General features: G+C 67.2%; 19 protein-coding genes. 7 read left to right on the forward strand and 12 right to left on the reverse strand.

What is annotated here, in order from left to right; genetic code table 11:
• The first annotated feature begins 19 nt into the window (after positions 1 to 19).
• Positions 20 to 1,402, forward strand: coding sequence for a flavin monoamine oxidase family protein (locus ACZ50Z_RS14250; protein WP_464484132.1), 1,383 nt, complete (start codon positions 20 to 22; stop codon positions 1,400 to 1,402).
• Positions 1,403 to 1,418: 16 nt separating this feature from the next.
• On the opposite strand, the gene ACZ50Z_RS14255 is transcribed toward ACZ50Z_RS14250, so the two are convergent.
• The gene (locus ACZ50Z_RS14255; RefSeq protein ID WP_464484133.1) at positions 1,419 to 1,940 is read right to left on the reverse strand and encodes a DoxX family protein; all 522 of its coding nucleotides are present in this window, start codon (positions 1,938 to 1,940) and stop codon (positions 1,419 to 1,421) included.
• A gap of 218 nt (positions 1,941 to 2,158) precedes the next feature.
• Here ACZ50Z_RS14255 and ACZ50Z_RS14260 point away from each other — a divergent pair, with 218 nt between their 5' ends.
• Together ACZ50Z_RS14260 and ACZ50Z_RS14265 are read left to right on the forward strand one after the other, a co-directional pair.
• Positions 2,159 to 3,739, forward strand: coding sequence for a pyruvate, phosphate dikinase (locus ACZ50Z_RS14260; protein ID WP_464484134.1), 1,581 nt, complete (start codon positions 2,159 to 2,161; stop codon positions 3,737 to 3,739).
• Positions 3,736 to 4,350 carry a MarR family transcriptional regulator gene (locus ACZ50Z_RS14265; protein WP_464484135.1) on the forward strand — a complete coding sequence of 205 codons (615 nt, stop codon included), beginning with the start codon at positions 3,736 to 3,738 and terminating at the stop codon, positions 4,348 to 4,350. The genes ACZ50Z_RS14260 and ACZ50Z_RS14265 overlap by 4 nt, the downstream gene beginning before the upstream one ends.
• On the opposite strand, the gene ACZ50Z_RS14270 is transcribed toward ACZ50Z_RS14265, so the two are convergent.
• The 3 genes from ACZ50Z_RS14270 to ACZ50Z_RS14280 all read right to left on the reverse strand — a co-directional run bounded on the left by ACZ50Z_RS14270 (position 4,351) and on the right by ACZ50Z_RS14280 (position 7,130).
• Positions 4,351 to 5,592 carry a WS/DGAT domain-containing protein gene (locus ACZ50Z_RS14270; RefSeq protein ID WP_464484136.1) on the reverse strand — a complete coding sequence of 414 codons (1,242 nt, stop codon included), beginning with the start codon at positions 5,590 to 5,592 and terminating at the stop codon, positions 4,351 to 4,353. It abuts the gene before it with no gap.
• Positions 5,593 to 5,595: 3 nt separating this feature from the next.
• The gene (locus ACZ50Z_RS14275; RefSeq protein ID WP_464484137.1) at positions 5,596 to 6,498 is read right to left on the reverse strand and encodes an alpha/beta fold hydrolase; all 903 of its coding nucleotides are present in this window, start codon (positions 6,496 to 6,498) and stop codon (positions 5,596 to 5,598) included.
• Between the two features lie 143 nt (positions 6,499 to 6,641).
• Positions 6,642 to 7,130 carry a VOC family protein gene (locus ACZ50Z_RS14280; protein WP_464484138.1) on the reverse strand — a complete coding sequence of 163 codons (489 nt, stop codon included), beginning with the start codon at positions 7,128 to 7,130 and terminating at the stop codon, positions 6,642 to 6,644.
• Between the two features lie 118 nt (positions 7,131 to 7,248).
• Here ACZ50Z_RS14280 and ACZ50Z_RS14285 point away from each other — a divergent pair, with 118 nt between their 5' ends.
• Positions 7,249 to 8,109, forward strand: a complete 861-nt coding sequence (locus tag ACZ50Z_RS14285) for an alpha/beta fold hydrolase (protein ID WP_464484139.1) — start codon at positions 7,249 to 7,251, stop codon at positions 8,107 to 8,109.
• On the opposite strand, the gene gnd is transcribed toward ACZ50Z_RS14285, so the two are convergent.
• Positions 8,106 to 9,128 (reverse strand): phosphogluconate dehydrogenase (NAD(+)-dependent, decarboxylating), encoded by a 1,023-nt coding sequence (gene gnd / locus ACZ50Z_RS14290; protein WP_464484140.1) that lies wholly within the window; start codon positions 9,126 to 9,128, stop codon positions 8,106 to 8,108. The genes ACZ50Z_RS14285 and gnd overlap by 4 nt on opposite strands.
• 16 nt (positions 9,129 to 9,144) lie before the next feature.
• Positions 9,145 to 10,554, reverse strand: a complete 1,410-nt coding sequence (locus tag ACZ50Z_RS14295; RefSeq protein WP_464484141.1) for a glucose-6-phosphate dehydrogenase — start codon at positions 10,552 to 10,554, stop codon at positions 9,145 to 9,147.
• A 121-nt stretch (positions 10,555 to 10,675) separates the two neighbouring features.
• Here ACZ50Z_RS14295 and ACZ50Z_RS14300 point away from each other — a divergent pair, with 121 nt between their 5' ends.
• Positions 10,676 to 11,509 carry an adenylate/guanylate cyclase domain-containing protein gene (locus ACZ50Z_RS14300; protein WP_464484142.1) on the forward strand — a complete coding sequence of 278 codons (834 nt, stop codon included), beginning with the start codon at positions 10,676 to 10,678 and terminating at the stop codon, positions 11,507 to 11,509.
• Here ACZ50Z_RS14300 and ACZ50Z_RS14305 read toward each other — a convergent pair.
• Positions 11,461 to 11,670 carry a hypothetical protein gene (locus ACZ50Z_RS14305; RefSeq protein WP_464484143.1) on the reverse strand — a complete coding sequence of 70 codons (210 nt, stop codon included), beginning with the start codon at positions 11,668 to 11,670 and terminating at the stop codon, positions 11,461 to 11,463. The two genes, ACZ50Z_RS14300 and ACZ50Z_RS14305, sit on opposite strands and share 49 nt — an antisense overlap.
• A gap of 148 nt (positions 11,671 to 11,818) precedes the next feature.
• Here ACZ50Z_RS14305 and ACZ50Z_RS14310 point away from each other — a divergent pair, with 148 nt between their 5' ends.
• A complete protein-coding gene (locus tag ACZ50Z_RS14310) occupies positions 11,819 to 12,505 on the forward strand; it encodes a guanylate cyclase (RefSeq protein WP_464484144.1) in 687 nt (228 codons plus the stop codon).
• Here ACZ50Z_RS14310 and ACZ50Z_RS14315 read toward each other — a convergent pair.
• From ACZ50Z_RS14315 to ACZ50Z_RS14335, 5 genes are all read right to left on the reverse strand, one after another.
• Entirely contained in the window at positions 12,502 to 12,825 is a 324-nt protein-coding gene (locus ACZ50Z_RS14315; RefSeq protein WP_464484145.1) for a putative quinol monooxygenase, read from the reverse strand. The genes ACZ50Z_RS14310 and ACZ50Z_RS14315 overlap by 4 nt on opposite strands.
• Before the next feature lie 364 nt (positions 12,826 to 13,189).
• Positions 13,190 to 13,756 (reverse strand): peptidoglycan endopeptidase, encoded by a 567-nt coding sequence (locus tag ACZ50Z_RS14320; RefSeq protein WP_464484146.1) that lies wholly within the window; start codon positions 13,754 to 13,756, stop codon positions 13,190 to 13,192.
• 213 nt (positions 13,757 to 13,969) lie between these two features.
• Entirely contained in the window at positions 13,970 to 14,353 is a 384-nt protein-coding gene (locus ACZ50Z_RS14325) for a hypothetical protein (protein ID WP_464484147.1), read from the reverse strand.
• A gap of 71 nt (positions 14,354 to 14,424) precedes the next feature.
• Positions 14,425 to 14,823 (reverse strand): VOC family protein, encoded by a 399-nt coding sequence (locus tag ACZ50Z_RS14330; RefSeq protein ID WP_464484148.1) that lies wholly within the window; start codon positions 14,821 to 14,823, stop codon positions 14,425 to 14,427.
• 102 nt (positions 14,824 to 14,925) lie between these two features.
• Entirely contained in the window at positions 14,926 to 15,477 is a 552-nt protein-coding gene (locus ACZ50Z_RS14335; RefSeq protein ID WP_464484149.1) for a VOC family protein, read from the reverse strand.
• Between the two features lie 96 nt (positions 15,478 to 15,573).
• Between ACZ50Z_RS14335 and ACZ50Z_RS14340 the strand changes: the two genes are divergently transcribed.
• Complete coding sequence (locus tag ACZ50Z_RS14340; protein WP_464484150.1) at positions 15,574 to 16,236, forward strand: class I SAM-dependent methyltransferase; 663 nt, start codon at positions 15,574 to 15,576, stop codon at positions 16,234 to 16,236.
• Positions 16,237 to 16,318 lie beyond the last annotated feature (82 nt).

Genomic DNA, 16,318 nt, shown 5'->3' on the forward strand with positions numbered 1-16,318 from the left:
CCGGGTTGAGGAGCCAGCCGTGTCTGATGTCGATTATTGCGTGGTCGGAGCGGGATTCGCGGGCCTGACGGCCGCCTTGCGACTCCAGCAGGCGGGCCGCTCGGTGGCCTTGCTGGAGGCGCGCGACAGGGTGGGTGGGCGCACCTTCACCGTCACCCGCGACGACGGGACGTGGATCGACCGCGGCGGCGCGTGGATCGGCCCGGGCCAGGACCGGATCTATGCGTTGATGAACGAGTTCGGGGTGCCGGAGTACAAGCAGCACAACGACGGCGACGCGATGATGATCGTCGGCGGCAAGAAGCACCGCTATGGCGGCACCGTCCCCTGGTCGATGAGCCCGTGGGCCGTCGCCAACCTCGGCTTCGGCCTGATGTCGTTCGAGAGAATGTGCAAGGCGATCCCGCGCGAAGCCCCTTGGGAGGCAAAGCAAGCCGCCGAGTGGGACCGGATCAGCCTGGGCGCGTGGATCGAGAAGAACACACTGTCCAAGTCGGCCCGGGAGATGCTGGACATGGCGCTGTCCGGCCTGTACACCTCGGCCGGGTCCGAGACGTCGTTGCTGTGGGCGTTGCTGCAGACGGGATCGGCAGGCGGGCCGACCTTCGCCATTTCCGGCAAGGGCGGCTCCCAGGACGCCCGCCCGGTGGGCGGCATGGGCGCCATCTACCGACAGATCGCCGCCGAGCTCGGCGATGCGGTGCACCTGGCGCAGCCGGTCGGGGCGATCGCGCAGGACGGCGAGGGCGTCACCGTCAGCGCCGAGAGCATGACGGTGCGGGCCCGGCGGGTGATCGTCGCGATCCCGCTGGCCATCGCCACGTCGATCACCTACGAGCCCATGCTGCCGGTCGATCGGGCCTTTCTGCATCAGCGGATGCCGAGCGGCGCGGTCATCAAGATCTCGGTGGTCTACGACGAACCCTTCTGGCGCGCCGACGGGCTGTCCGGCCAGTCGGCCGCGCCCGGATCCCCCGCGACCCTGACGATCGACGCCTGCACGGACTCCGGGAACCCCGGGGTCATGTGCGTCATCAGCGAGGGGCCCGCCGCGCGACGGCTGAGCAGGCTCGGCGAGGCGCAACGCCGGGCGGTCGTCATCGGCGAGCTCGTCGATCGCTTCGGGACCAAGGCCAACGACCATCGCGAATTCCACGAGCAGAACTGGACGGTCGAGCGCTATTCGGGCGGCGGCATGATCAGCCACGCGCCCACCGGCGTGCTGACCGAGTTCGGCTACACCCTGCGCGAGCCCTGCGGCCGCATCCATTGGGCCGGCACCGAGAGCTCGGCCGTCATGTGCGGCTGGATCGACGGCGCGATTCGCTCCGGTGAGCGCGCCGCAGCCGAGGTGACCGCCGCCGACACCGCGGCCGTGGCGACCTCGAGCGTCGACCGGTAAGGCGAGGGACGCAGTGCTAGCCGGCTTGCTTGGCCGGCGGCCGGTAGAAGATGACCAACTGGCCGATGGCCCCGGCCAGGCCGAGCCCCGCCGAGATCAGCAGACCGTGCCAGCCGTCCATCCAGTTCTTCCCGAAGACCACGTAGTCCAGGCTGTACTTGCCGGCGCCCAGCGTCGCCACGACGATCGCGCTGACCGCCAGCACCAGGTTGTATTCCCAGCCCTCCTTGACGATGAAGAAGCCGTTGGCGCGGTGCACCGTCCAGGCCGCGACCAGCATCAGCGAGACGAAGCCCGCGGCCGGGATCGGCGTTAGCAGGCCCGCCGCCAGGCCGAGGCCGGCGGCCATTTCCGTGGTCGCGGCCACGGTGGCGTGGAACTTTCCGGGCTTCATGCCGATGCTCTCGAACCACCGCGCGGTGCCGGGGATGCGGCCGCCGCCGAAGAACTTGTTGTAGCCGTGCGCGGCCAACGTCACGCCCAACACCAGCCGCAGGATCAGTAACCCGACGTCATGGAACGTGTCATAAGAAGTCATATCTGTAAACCTAGATCATGGGTGGGGTCGCACGACAGGAGCCGCCGGGCAGCTACGTCGCTCGATCCGCTGGTTCGTGTGGGAGCATTGCTGGCGTTCCGACGTCGGCCCGATCGGTTGCGACACCACCAAGGGGGTGCACCACGGCTCGCACCGCACCAGGTAGCGGCGCCCACCGCGCGTCAAGCGGTCGCGGCACCACGCCTGCCGCGCATTCCGTGGTGTCGCTGGACGGCACATCGAGCCACCCCCGCGAGTTGCTGGGCAACAAGGGCCACGGCATCCAGACGATGCGCCGCCACCGGCTGCCGGTGCCGCCCGCCTTCTGCATCACCACGGAAGTGGGCCTGCGGTATCTCGCCGATCCGGCGGCGACGATGGACGCGATCTGGGACGACGTGCTCGACCGGATGGACTGGCTGCAGACGCAGACCGCACGCACGTTCGGCCGGGGACCGCGTCCGCTGCTGGTCAGCGTGCGCTCGGGAGCGACCCAGTCCATGCCGGGCATGATGGACACCATCTTGGACCTCGGCATCAACGATGAGGTCGAACAGGCGCTGGCGGAAGCCGGCGACCCGGCGTTCGCCCGCGACACCCGCCGACGGTTCTGCGCGATGTACCGGCGCATCGTGGGCGGCGGTGAACAACACGAGGTGCCGTCCGACCCGTACGCGCAGTTGCGCTCCGGCATCGAGGCGGTGTTCGCCTCGTGGAATTCGCCCCGTGCGGTCGCCTATCGCACCCACTACGGTCTCGGCGATCAGCACGGCACCGCGGTGGTCGTGCAGGCCATGGTGTTCGGCAACCATGGCCCCAATTCAGGTGCCGGGGCCTTCATTTCACGCAACCCGATAACCGGCGACAACGAACCGTACGGCGAGTGGCTGCCCGGCGGGCAGGGCGACGATGTGGTGTCGGGATCGGTTGACGTGGAACCGATCACCGCGCTGCGTGACGCGCAGCCGGCCGTCTACGACGAGCTGATCGCCGCCGCCGGCACCTTGGAGCGGCTGGATTCCGACGTCCAAGAGATCGAGTTCACCGTCGAAAACGGCAAACTGTGGTTGCTGCAGACCCGGGCGGCGGAAAGGTCGGCGCAGGCGGCGGTGCGCACGGCGCTGCAGCTGCGGCACGAGGGACTCATCGACGATGCGGAAACGCTGCGACGGGTGACGCCGGCGCACGTGCGGACCCTACTACTCCCCGCGCTCCAGCCCGAAATTCGCTTGGCGGCACCGCTTTTGGCCAAGGGACTGCCGGCCTGCCCGGGCGTGGCGTCGGGCACGGCGTACACCGACGTCGACGAGGCGCTGCGCGCCGCCGACCGTGGCGAGCACGTGATCCTGGTGCGCGATCACACCCGACCCGAAGACGTGTCGGGGATGCTGGCCGCGCAGGGCGTTGTCACCGAGGTCGGCGGCGCGGCCAGCCACGCGGCGGTGGTCAGCCGCGAATTGGGCCGCGTGGCGGTGGTGGGCTGCGGCCAGGGCGTGGCAGCGTCGCTGGCGGGGAGACTGATCACCGTCGATGGCGCCGAAGGCGAAGTGCGCGAAGGCCTTTTGAGCTTGTCCGCGTGGTCGGAAGACGATTCGCCGGAACTGCGCGAGCTGGCGGATATCGCGCGACGCGTCAGTCCGTTGCGCGCTCATGTCGCCGGCGGTCATCCGCGGCTGGACGACAACGCCCAGGCCGCGGTGCGCGCCGCGATGGACAGCGGATACACCGACGTGGTCTCGAACACGCCGTTGATCGTCATGCTGACGGCGTTGCGCCTCGCCGCGGGGGCAACATCATGACCGAACTGGGTGTGCTGCAAGGGGTCCGGCTCAAGGGCCGGGTGAACAGAACCGATCTGGCCGCGACCTTGGGCGTGGCACCCGGCGACCTCGACGCGGTCGTGGAGGAGCTGATCGCGGCGGACCTGCTGGCCGAGGGCGCAACCCTGCAGATCACCCGCGGCGGCAGCGACAGGTTGGCGACGCTGCTCGCCGAGGAGCGCGAGAGCATCGATGCCGGCGCGATGGCCGCCGCGTACGGCGACTTTCGCGCCGTCAACGCCGACTTCAAACGCCTCGTGACGGAATGGCAGCTCAAGGGCGGGCCGGGCGGCGCCCCCAACACCCACGACGACGCCGAGTACGACACCGCGGTGCTGGCCCGCCTCGATGACCTGCACGCCCGCGCCGTGCCGATCGTCGAGGCCGCCGCGGCCCAACTGCCGCGGCTCAACGCCTACGCGACGAAACTGGCTGCGGCACTGGACAAGATCAAGGCCGGGGAGACGGCTTGGCTGACCAGGCCGCTGGTCGATTCCTACCACACGGTGTGGTTCGAGCTGCACGAAGAACTCATCGTCGCCGTCGGCCTGACCCGCGAGCAGGCGGCGCGATCCGGCGACGCGCACTAGCTACAGGGCCGCGTCGAGCAGCGCCACGTAGGCGTCGATGTCGGGAACGGCCGATGCCGCCGCATGCACGCTGATCGCGATGGTGTCGCCGATGCCGTGCACGCCGTGCGTCAGGCCCATCATCGGTGACAGCGCCGGATACCCGGCCGTCAGCACCACCGGGGCGCCGCCGAAGCTCAGGTCGGCCGCACCGCGGTAGACGCTGGACACGACGGTGTTGCCGGCCACTTGCGCCGCTCGCTGGTCGAGATCGAATTGGTCGATGCCCCAACGCAAAAGCGGTGCGGGTACCGCGGCGAACGCCCGGTCGGCCGTTCGCGTGGCGGGATGCTCGAAGCGGCGCCGCCCGTTGGCCAGGTCGGCCGCGATCCGCTGCAGCCGCGCATCCAGATCCAGCTGTGGGTACAGCTCGACGACCACGTTCCCAAAGTGGTTATTAGCATGCGGCGCACCGGGTTTAGCCATCGGGACTTCCACCCCTAACGTCTCGGACCCCGGTCCGAGCAGACGATACAGGGCGGTGGACACGGCGGCGAGCGCCCCGACGGTGACCGTGGGCCCGCGCAGCCGCTCGCGCGAGCGCACCAGCGTGCGTACCGAGCGCGCGCCGTCCGGGCGGGCATTGGTCTGCAGCAGCGGCCGCGGCCCGGCGCCGGGCGTCAACACGCCCGCGCGGATATCGCGGACCTGGCGGCGGTGGCCGCGGGCCGCCTGCACGGCCCGCCACGGCAGGAACCCCGCCGGTAGCCCTCGCACCTCGGGGACCGGATCGTCCCGCCCGAACAGCCAGGCCGCCATCGACGCACCGCGGCCTCCGTCGGCGAGCGCGTGCGCGATCTGCACGACGACCACCGCGCCCGGTCCGTCGACGCCCGGGATGCCGAGGACGGGCGTGAATACGTGCAACCGCCAGGGCATCCGGCGCACGTCCAGCTGGTTGTCGGCGAGGCGGGCCACCGCCGCCAGGCAGCCATCCCAGTTGTGCTCGGCGAGCTGATGAGCGACCACCTGCTCCGGCGCCACCCGTGCGGGAACCCACTGTGGATACCTGAGCGAGGATCGGTCGTGGACCCGCACCGACAGGGCGGGGCACTCATCGGCCCGGCCGCGAACCCGTTCGACGGCGCGATCCAGGTCGGCGGGCTCGCGGGCGAAGGCGTAGAGCAGGAACTCGTCGCTGGGAATCTTCGCCGACATCCAGTAGAACTGCGCATCGACGGCGGCCATTCGGCGCGCGCTCATGGGTCAGCCGGGCGAGCCGACGAACGAAAGCACCCGCTCGGCAACCTTCTCCGGCTGCTCGAGCTGCAGGAAATGCCCGGCGTGATCGATGATGGCCATGTCGCTTCCGGCGGGCAGCACCTTCTCCGTCCAGTGCGCGAAAGCCGGAGTCATGCAGCCGTCGTCGCGGCCGTGCAGATACAGGCTCGGCAGGATGGGCGCCTCGGTCCAGCGCTGGTTCAACTCGGCGTAGCGCTGCGGGGGCCTGGTGTTGCGGAGCGTCGCCCGGTAGGTCCCCAGCGCCGCGCGCCAACTTTCCGGTGTGCCGATTGCCGCGTCGACGTGTCGCAGATCCTCGTCGGCGCCGCGATAACCCGGCGACCATCGCCGCCACAGCAGCGGCAGGATCCAGCGCGCGGAACGCTCTGGCAGCAACGGCAATTGGAAGTAGAACATGTACCAGCTGCGCATCAGCTGACGCGGCAGCTGACGGGCCAGCCGGCCCCGCTCGCTCACCTGGCCACGGAAGGCGGCCGAGACCGGCACCGACATGATCACGGCTTTGGCGAACGGGCTGTTGGGCATCGCGGCCAGACCGGTGGCCGCCAGCGCGCCCCAGTCATGACCGATCACCACGTCGCGGTCGGTTCCTCCCGCGGCCGCGCGCACCCGCAAGGCGTCGTCCATGATCGCCCCGACGTGATAGCTGCCGTCGTCGGGAATGGACGAGGGCGCGTATCCCCGCATGAACGGCGCGATGACTCGCCAGCCCGCCGCCGCGAGGAGCGGGGCCATCTTGCGCCAGCCGTAGGCCGTGTCGGGAAAGCCGTGCAGGCAGATGGCGATCGGGCCCTCGGCGGGTCCCCAGGTCAGCGCCTTGAGATCGCCGGGAGGGCCCGGCACGTCGATCCACCGCGGCTCAGTCATCTCGCGTTGTCCGCCATATCCACTCCTGTTCGGCGCGCCCGCACGGACAAACCTAACCCGTGGGCCTGCCAGGTGCACCGACCGGAGCGGGGGATTTCTCAAATGCCGCCCGCATCAAGGGGTTTCGGGAGCATCACGAGCCGTCACCGGACGGGATCGGCGGAGGCCTCCGCGGCCCGTTCCAGCTCGGCGATGATGATCTTGCGCATGCCATACATCGCATTGGTGGCAGCCGCCGCCCGGGCGCGATCGGAATCGCTGATCAATTCGTAGAGCCGATCGGGGACGACTTGCCAGCTCAGGCCGAAGCGGTCCTTGAGCCAGCCGCATTGGGATTCCTCGCCGCCGTCGGTCAACCGGTCCCAGTAGTAGTCGACCTCGCCCTGGTCCCTGCAATGGATCGTGAACGACACCGCCTCGCTGAACTGGAAGTGCGGGCCGCCGTTGATCCCGATGAACCGGGCGCCGTCGAGCACGAAGCTGCCCGACAAGACGGTGCCGGGCTCTCCCGGTCCGGCGTCGGTGGTCCGGTTGAGGCTTTCGATGTGGGAGTTCGGGAACACCGAGGTGTAGAAGCCGGCGGCTTCCTCCAGGTTGTTGTCGAACCATAACGACGGGGTGATCGATGGCATGTCGTGGCCTCCAGGGTGGCTCGTGGGGTTTGTCTGACAGACCCCCACGAACACGGAAACTCATCGCGTCGTCGACCCGCGCAAGAGTGCTTATGCGACCTATGTAACGTCAGGACGCATGAGCACCGTCAGCAGCAGCCCCGAGACGGTTGAGTTTGCCGGCGCCAAGGGCCTCACCCTGATTGCCGACGAATGGAATCGGGGCACCGACGCCGCCGGCCGGCCGAGCATCCTAATGCTGCACGGGGGCGGCCAGAACCGGTATTCCTGGAAGAACACCGGCCAGACGTTGGCCGACGAGGGGCTGCATGTGGTGGCCCTGGATTCGCGGGGGCACGGGGACAGCGATCGCTCACCCGACGCCGACTACGAAATCGAGACGTTGACGACCGACGTCCTGCGGGTGCTCGACGCGATCGGCCGGCCCGTGACGATCATCGGGGCGAGCATGGGCGGACTGACCGGCATCCTCGCCGCGCACCGCGCCGGCCCGGCGAAGGTGACCCGCTTGGTGCTCGTCGACGTGGTGCCCCGATTCGAAAAGGGCGGCAGCGCACGCATCCGCGATTTCATGTTCAGCGGCCTCGAAGGCTTCGAGTCGCTGGAGCAGGCCGCCGACGCCGTTGCCGCGTACCTGCCCTACCGCAGCAAGCCCCGCAGCCCCGAGGGGCTGAAGAAGAACCTGCGCCTGCGCGACGGCCGCTGGTACTGGCACTGGGACCCGGCGTTCATGACCAAGCCCGGTGACGATCCCGAACTGCGCACCGAAAGCTTCGAGCAGGCCGCCAAGAACCTGAGGATTCCCGTGCTGTTGATCCGCGGCAAGCTGTCCGACGTGGTGAGCCCCGAGGGCGTTCGGCACTTCCTGGCCACCGTGCCGCGCGCGGAATTCGTCGAGCTGTCCAACGCCGGACACACCGCCGCCGGCGACGACAACGATGCGTTCAGCGACGCCGTGGTGAAGTTCGTCAAACGCTAGTTCGCGGGCTTTTCCGCGTGCCCGCCGAATTGCTTACGCATCGCCGAGAGCGCCTTGTTGGCGAAGTCGTCGAGCGAGCGCGAGGCGAAGCGCGACTGCAACGCGGTGGTCAGCACCGGCGAGGGCACCCCCTCGTCGATCGCCGCGATGGAGGTCCAGCGGCCCTCGCCGGAGTCCGACACGCGCCCGGAGAATTCCTTCAGCTCCGGGGACTCGTGCAGCGCGATCGCGGTCAGGTCCAATAGCCAGGAGCCGATGACGCTGCCTCGCCGCCACACCTCGGCGACCTCGGGGATGTCGAAGTCGTACTGGTAGAACTCCGGATTCGACAGCGGCGCCGTTTCCGCGTCACCCTCCTGGATGTGCTTGCCGATGTCGGCGTTGCGCAAAATGTTCAGCCCCTCGGCGAGCGAGGCCATCATGCCGTACTCGATGCCGTTGTGCACCATCTTCACGAAGTGCCCGGCACCCGCGGGCCCGCAATGCAGATAGCCCTGCTCCGAGCGCGCGACCTCGCCGTCGCGGCCCGGTGTGCGCGCGGCCGCGTCGACGCCCGGCGCGACGGTGGCGAAGATCGGCTCGGCGTGCAGGAAGGCCTCGTCGTCGCCGCCGATCATCAGGCAGTACCCACGTTCGCGGCCCCACACCCCGCCGCTGGTGCCGCAATCCAGGAAGTGAATCCCCTTCTCCGACAGCGTCTTTGCGTGCGTGATGTCGTCGCGGTAGTAGGAGTTCCCGCCGTCGATGACGATGTCGCCGGACTCGAGCGTCTTGGCCAGCTCGTCGATCACTCCGGTGGTGATCGTCCCGGCGGGCACCATCACCCATACCACGCGCGGTGCCGTCAGCTTCTCGGCGAGCTCTTGGAGCGAGGACACCCCGGTGGTCTTGTCCTCCCCCGCCATCGCCTCCACCGCGTCGGGGTTGTGGTCGTACACCACGCATTCATGTCCGCCGGTGACCACGCGCCGGACGATGTTGGCGCCCATCCGGCCGAGGCCGATCATCCCAAGCTGCATCGTGTCTCTCGTCTCCTTACTGTTTCGTGGCCGCGCCGTGCGGCAGCCACGGCTCCTGCCAGCTGTGATGACCGCGCACCAGCTTTTCGGCGGCCTCGGGCCCCCAGGAGCCTTGGTCGTAATGGTGGATCCGCCCCGGCTTGTCGAGCAGCGGCTGCACGATCCGCCATGTCTCTTCGATGGCGTCCTCGCGGGCGAACACCTGACGATCCCCGTTGAACGCGGCGTAGAGCAGCCGCTCGTAGGGGCGAATCGGTTCGCCGAGATCCTCGGCGAACGAGGAATCCAGGTGAACGTCGTGCCAGGAGTCGCCGACTTGCGCGGACAGCTGCAGCCGCATCCCGGGGTCGGGGTCGATGCGCAGCACGATCTGGTTGGGATCGGGTGGCCGACGGTTGGGCAGGAACGAAAACCCGGGTACATGGTGCAAGAACATCCGGACCTCGGTGACCTTTTCGGGCAGCGCCTTGCCGGCGCGCAAGAAGATCGGCACTCCGGCCCAGCGCCAGTTGTCGATCTCGGTGCGCAGCGCGATGTAGGTCTCGGTGGTGGAATCCTTTGCCACTCCGGCGACTTCGGTATAGCCGCGATACTGGCCGCGGACGCAGCGCTCCGGGTCCAGCGCGGGCATGGCCCGGAAAACCTCGGCTTTCTTGTCGTTGAGGTCGTCGTCGCCGGCGCCGACCGGGGGCTCCATGGCGACCAGCGCGAGCACCTGCAGCAGATGGTTTTGCACGACGTCGCGAAGCGCTCCTACCGCGTCGTAGAACTTGCCGCGGTCCTCGATCCCGAAGTCCTCGGCCATGGTGATGTGAATCTCGGAGATGCTGTCGCGGTCCCACAGCTTGGCCAGGCCGTTGTTGGCGAACCGCAGGTACTGCAGTTCCTCGACGGGTTGTTTGCCCAAAAAGTGGTCCACACGCAGAATTTGGTCTTCGTCAAGCACCGCACGCAACCGGGCGTTGAGGTCGCGCGCCGACTCCAGGTCGTGGCCGAACGGCTTTTCGATCGCCACCCGCGCCCGCTCCAGAAGGTCGACCTTCGCCAGGTTCTCCACGATGGGCGCGAACAACGACGGCGGCATCTCGAGGTAGTAGAGCGGATGGGCGTCCGAACTGATCTTCTCGGCGAGCTGCTTGTAGAGGCCGGCATCGGTGACGTCGCCATGCAGGTAGGACAGCCGACCGGCCAGCCGGTCGAACACCGCGTCGTCGAACTTCTCGCCCGATTTCTTGACGGCGTCGCGCGCCCGGTCCAGCAGCTGCTCGATCGTGATGTCGTCGCTGGCCACACCGATGATCGGGTGGTGCAGCTCGTCGCGGCGCTCGAGGCGGTACAGGGCCCGAAACGTCATCTTGCGGGCCAGGTCGCCGGTGATTCCAAAGATCACCAACAGGTCAGATGAATTACTGTCGCCGTCGGCCAAATCCGCTCCTCCCGAAAGTCACCTAGTGGGCGCCCCTGAGATCACTACCCGCGGCAGGCGGACTCAACCCTAGACACTGCTCACAGGGCCGACAACCCACGCGGACCGCAGCCTTGCAAGGATGACCGGCATGGGTGACGCGATGCATGTCTCGGTCTACATTCTGGCCGGGTTTGCTGCCATCGAGGCCATCGGGTTGGTCGTGCTGTGGCAGCTGCTGGCGCGCAGTCAGCGCGAACTCGACGAGCTGCGCCAGCGAAACGACGCCCGCAGCTGGTTGCTGTCCGGCGGTCGCGAAGCCGTGAAGACGGTGTGGAACACGGCCAACCTGGTGCGCAAAGAGGGCTTCGGCGCGGCGGTGCGCAGCTCGATCGAAGACCTCGCAGATTGGGCCGAAGTGGAACGCCCCGACCTTGCGCGGGTCACGCCGGACGGCCGCGTGGTGATCCTGTTCTCCGATATCGAGGAGTCCACCGCGCTGAACGAACGGATCGGCGATCGGGCCTGGGTCAAACTGATCAGCTCGCACGACAAGCTCGTCTCGGATCTCGTGCAGCGGCGGTCCGGCCATGTGGTGAAGAGCCAAGGGGATGGATTCATGATCGCCTTCGCGCGCGCCGAACAGGCGGTGCGCTGCGGCGTTGATCTGCAGCGTGCGTTGCGTCGAGACGCAAACCGCAAGCGGCACGAGGAAATTCGCGTTCGAATCGGCATACATATGGGCCGGTCGGTACGCCGCGGGGATGACCTGTTCGGTCGCAACGTCGCCTTGGCGGCCCGGGTCGCCGCACAGGCCACCGGCGGTGAGATCCTGGTCAGTCAGCCGGTGCGGGACGCGCTTTCGGACTCCGACGGCATCCGGTTCGACGGCGGCCGCGACGTCGAGTTGAAGGGCTTTTCGGGCAGCTATCGGTTGTTCGCCGTAGAGGCCTCGGACGATCCCGACCCGGACTGACGGCCTCCCCCTTCGAATTCGGCCAATCGCTGATGCAGCCGATCGCGGACCTCGTCGGAGGTGTAGGCACGCCGCTTGCGCTGGTCGCGAGCCACCAGCACGCCCCCGGCGACGACCCCGGCGGCACCGGCCAGTCCCAGCCACTTCCACACACTGCGCATGACACCAGGCTATGCGTAGTTCCCGTCGTCGCGCGCCGGTTGTGATTGACTGGTGTGCCCGCAACACGCGGTACCGCGACGCGCAGGCGGGCCCATGATGACGACGGGATCGACGAAAACCCCAGCGGCGAACGGGCTTACACGAAACATGCTCACCTTGAACCAAGCGCTCGAAGAAACCCGGACGGGCGACCTTTGGCTGTTTCGCGGTGGTTCGGGACCCGACCGTGCCATTCAGACCTTGACGAACAGCCCGGTGAACCACGTGGGCATGACGGTGGCCATCGACGACCTGCCGCCGCTGATCTGGCACGCCGAACTGGGTGACAAGCTCGTCGACCTGTGGACGGGGACCAATCACCGTGGCGTCCAACTCAACGATCTGCAGCAGTCCGTCTTGCAGTGGACCCAGCGTTACCACCAGCGGTGCTGGTTGCGCCAGCTAACTCCGCCGGCCAACCGCGAGCAAGAGAACAAGCTGCTGCGCGTCATCGCCCGCATGGACGGCACCGCGTTTCCGACCACGATGCGCCTGACCGGCCGATGGCTGCGCGGCCGGCTGCCGAACGCCTACGACTGGACGCGCGGAATTCCGTTCGTGGACAAGAAGGTTCGAGAATCCACGCAGCGACGCAAGGAACGCCAGCGCCTCGGCCTGGAGGCGGCCTACTGCGCGGAAACGGTGGCCATCACCTACGAGGAGATGGGTTTGATGACCACCGAGAAGTTCTCGAATTGGTTCGACCCCGGCTCGTTCTGGAGCGGTGACAGCCTGCCGCTCACTCCGGGATATGCGCTGGGCGACGAAATCGAGATCGCGGTGGCCGGCGGTTAGCCGATCGCCATCTCGCCCATCTCGGACCAGCCGGTGGCCTCCAGAGTCTGGTTGATGATTTTGGGCGTGGACTTCAGCGCTTGCGGAAGTTCTTGCATGGCCCGTTTGAAGTGCTCGCTGTTGACGTGCGCGCCGCCCGCGTCACCGTCGCGGAACGCCTCCACCAGGACGTACTCCGCCGGATTGTCCAGGCTGCGCGACCACTCGAACCACAAATTGCCCTCCTCGGCGCGTGTCGCCGCGGTGAATGCGGCGACGAGTTGCGGCCATCGGTCGGTCCACTCGGGTTTGGTTTCGAACTTGACGACGATGAAGATCATTGCGGTCCCCGCCTCGGTTCGCCGATTTCGGTGTGCCCGCCACCGCGGGCAGCGCCAGCTTATCCGCCAGCGGGCACGGCCGCGGCGCGACGTGAAGCGAGATTTCCGGTCGCGATGCCGGCAGCAAAGTGTGCTCATGAGTCACAAACATCCCATGAGTCAACTTTGGCCGCGGCATACACTTCCACCACTTTTGAGCGGAAGTGTCCTAGCTCACATTCGGCCCGATGCCGGTGCCATTTCACTATTTCGCCGCCATTGGTCGATCAGCCGTCACCAATCGCCGGGAGAACTGACAAATGGCCGGCGGTGCCCATTCTATTTGTTATGAATCCGCAATTACCGCGTCGCCGGACAAAAACAATTAGAGTGCCGGCGGTTCATCCATCGGCGGTGCCGGGGCGTCGATTAGAACGGCGGGCTCCTCCGGTGGCGGCGCAGGAGCATCCGGCGGCGGGGGCAGCTCTTCGGGAGGGGCCGCAGGCGCGTCCGGGGGCGGGGGCAACTCGTCGGGCGGGGGCGGCAAAGCGTCCGGCGGAGGCGGCGCGCCACCGTCTTCCAGTTCCATCGGAAGGAACATGTGGTGCGTGAATCCGGCCTGGTAGGCGCCCGGGCCACCGACGTGGACGCCGCCGCGCTCACCGCTGGCCACCGACGTTCCGTCGGGCAGGGTCACGGCGGTGTGGCCGCCGTTCCAGCCAATGACCAAGGCGTTGGGCGCGGTCCCATATTGGAATCCCCGCGCCAACAACGCGGCTTCTTCGTTTCCGGTATTAAATCGATCCCCAAAAACTGGCCGATCGGTTGCGGCATTCGCAATCCAGGAAGCGAGTCCCGAACAATCAGTTCCGGCGGGAGAATCTCCACCCGAAATATATGGGGTGCCGGAGACCTGATTGATCAACGACATCAATGTAGCAATAACGACCATGGGCAGCGAGGCTAGCAATAACATTTATCGCGAACCAAAATTTGTGGCACAGGTCATTCGGTAAACCAACAATGACCTGCGCCGCAGCTAAAGCAAACTTATTACACACGGGTATATTTTTAGCGGCAAATTGCACGCATTTAAGCGATCCCGTTCCGGGGGTACCCCGCGGCCCGTCGCCTCACCCATCAGTCGGCGGGGAGCGGTGGCATCTCAGATGGGCGTCCATATTCCGTTGTTCCAAAGGCCCCAATCGGCGTCCGTCGGGTTCCACATCAGCTGAGCCCCCGGCGCCCACGCCGGTTGCGGTGGCTGCGGTGGTGCCCACGCGGGCGGAGGACCCCACGGCCCCCAGCCCGACGGGGCGGTCGGGCCGCCCGGATGTTGCCAGTCGTGGCAGCGATTCCAGTCCCAGTCCAAGACGTTGTTCCAGGCCGGGTTCCATTGATCGCCCGGGCACCAGTGATCGGTGGGCGCCGGCGCCGCCTGCGCGCCGGGGCCGCCGGCCAGTCCCACAACGGACAGCGCCCACCCGGCGCCCGCCAGCACGCTCGTAGCCTGCCGCAGCCACGATCCCGCCCGCTTCACAGTCGTCATCTCCCAAGGATTTCCCTGTGCCGGGATCCGGGCAAGTAGTTGGTCGGATTGGTTGGGTTTATCGACTTCGATCAAACCCCGAACTTGGCGCGTGCCTCGTCGGTGACCGGCGTGAACAGGTTGACGAGGTTTCCGTCCGGATCCCGGAACAGCAGCGCGCGGTTGCCCCACGGCATGGTCGTCGGGGCCGTCACGACCTCGGTGACACGCTCGCGCAGCCGCTGGTATTCGGCGTCGACGTCCCCGACGAGGAATTCCACGATGGCGCTGCGGTTCGCCGCCGGTTCGGCGGATCCGTCACCGAATAGCGGCACCGTCTTGTCGCTGCCGATGGCCAGCGTGCCGACCGGTGTGGGAATCTCCGCGAAGAGCTCGTTTCCCCACACCGCCGAAACTCCGGTGACCATCTCGTAGAAACCCACGAGTCGCTTCACGTCGGCGGTGATGATACGGGTCGATACGAACTTCATGCGGTCCTCCTGCAGGCCCCTAGTGGTGCGGTGTCGTGCGCGAAGGATGCTAGCCGCCACCTCCGACAACGGGCAGCTGGAGCTGGGCGTCGTGGCGACCGATTATCGGGTCGGCAGGGATCTTCGCGCCTGTGATGCCACGCCAGCCACTGTGTTCGCCAGGTCCTGCCGGGACTTCGAGAACGCACGAATCGCCCGATAAAACGCCCAGAGTTGGCGGGGGGTGGGAACTTTCGGCACCCAAGCCAACTCCCAGTGAATCCCATTGATCGGGTCGTCGAAGAACACCGCGTAGTAGCCGGGCCAGTACTGCGGGTAGTCCTTCGGCTCGTCGGTGACGGGGATGGCACGTTCGACCAAGAACTCACGATGGAAGCGGTCGACCTCTGCTCGGCTGCGGGCCCACAACGCGATGTGGTTGATGCCGACCGCCTGGTCGGAGTGCGTCAACTTGCCGCCGGTGCGAGCGGGCTGGATCCCGATGTAGCTGTGCGGGTTGACATTACGCGTCATGTAATACGTCGACTGGTATTCCATGTTGAGCGACGAGAAGCTGCTGTAGCCGAGCCAGCCGAACAGCGCGTCATAGAACGCGATCGAGTCGTCATAGTCCAACACCGCGAACTCGACGTGACAGACACCTCGCCACCGCATCGTGCCTCCTTTTATGGGCGTTGAAGCGGAATTCCACTACATCACCGTCAATCCCTGGAAAACTCCGGTCACTTCAAAATATGCCGTGCCGCATCGGTGACCGTGCTCTACGGTCGTCGGATGGGAGTTCGGGACGCCGTCATGGCGGGTATCGCCAAGCAACTCGGTCATCCAACCGGTCTGCGCGGGCGGCTGGTTGGTACGGCACTCAACCGGGGCAACCGGCGCTTCGTGAGCGCCGCCGCGCGGGCGCTGCAACCCGATGACGGATCGGCGGTCGCCGATGTTGGATTTGGTGGCGGCGTGGGGCTGAAACTCCTGCTTGACAGCGTCGGTGCGTCGGGCTGTGTTCACGGCGTCGAGGTGTCGGAGACGATGCTCAGCCGAGCCGCGGGGCGATACCGCCGCGACATCGCAGCCGGGCGGCTATCTCTGCATCTCGGGGCCTTGACGCAGCTGCCCTTCGCCGATGGGGCTTTGGACGGCGCCATTACGGTCAACACCATCTACTTCGTCGCGGAGCTCGACTCGGCGTTTCGAGAGCTTGCCAGGGTGATAAACAGCCGGGGTCGGCTCGTCATCGGACTGGCCGACCCCGAGGTGATGGCGAAACTCCCATTCACGGGGCACGGGTTTCAGCTCCGTCCGGTGCCGGAGGTGATCGACACGCTACGCAGCACCGGCCTCACCGTCGAACACCGCCAGATCAGTGACGGCGCCAACGCGCCGCACCTGCTGATCGCCCACGCCGTCGCGTGAACGTCGCGAACGGGTAGAGGCGCCTCGATCGGGGCCTCGATCGAAAGGGGCCGCCCCACTACTTTGTCTTGCACGCTGAAGC

The sequence above is a fragment of the Mycobacterium sp. NTMscope_MAC_269 genome (genome assembly GCF_976985695.1).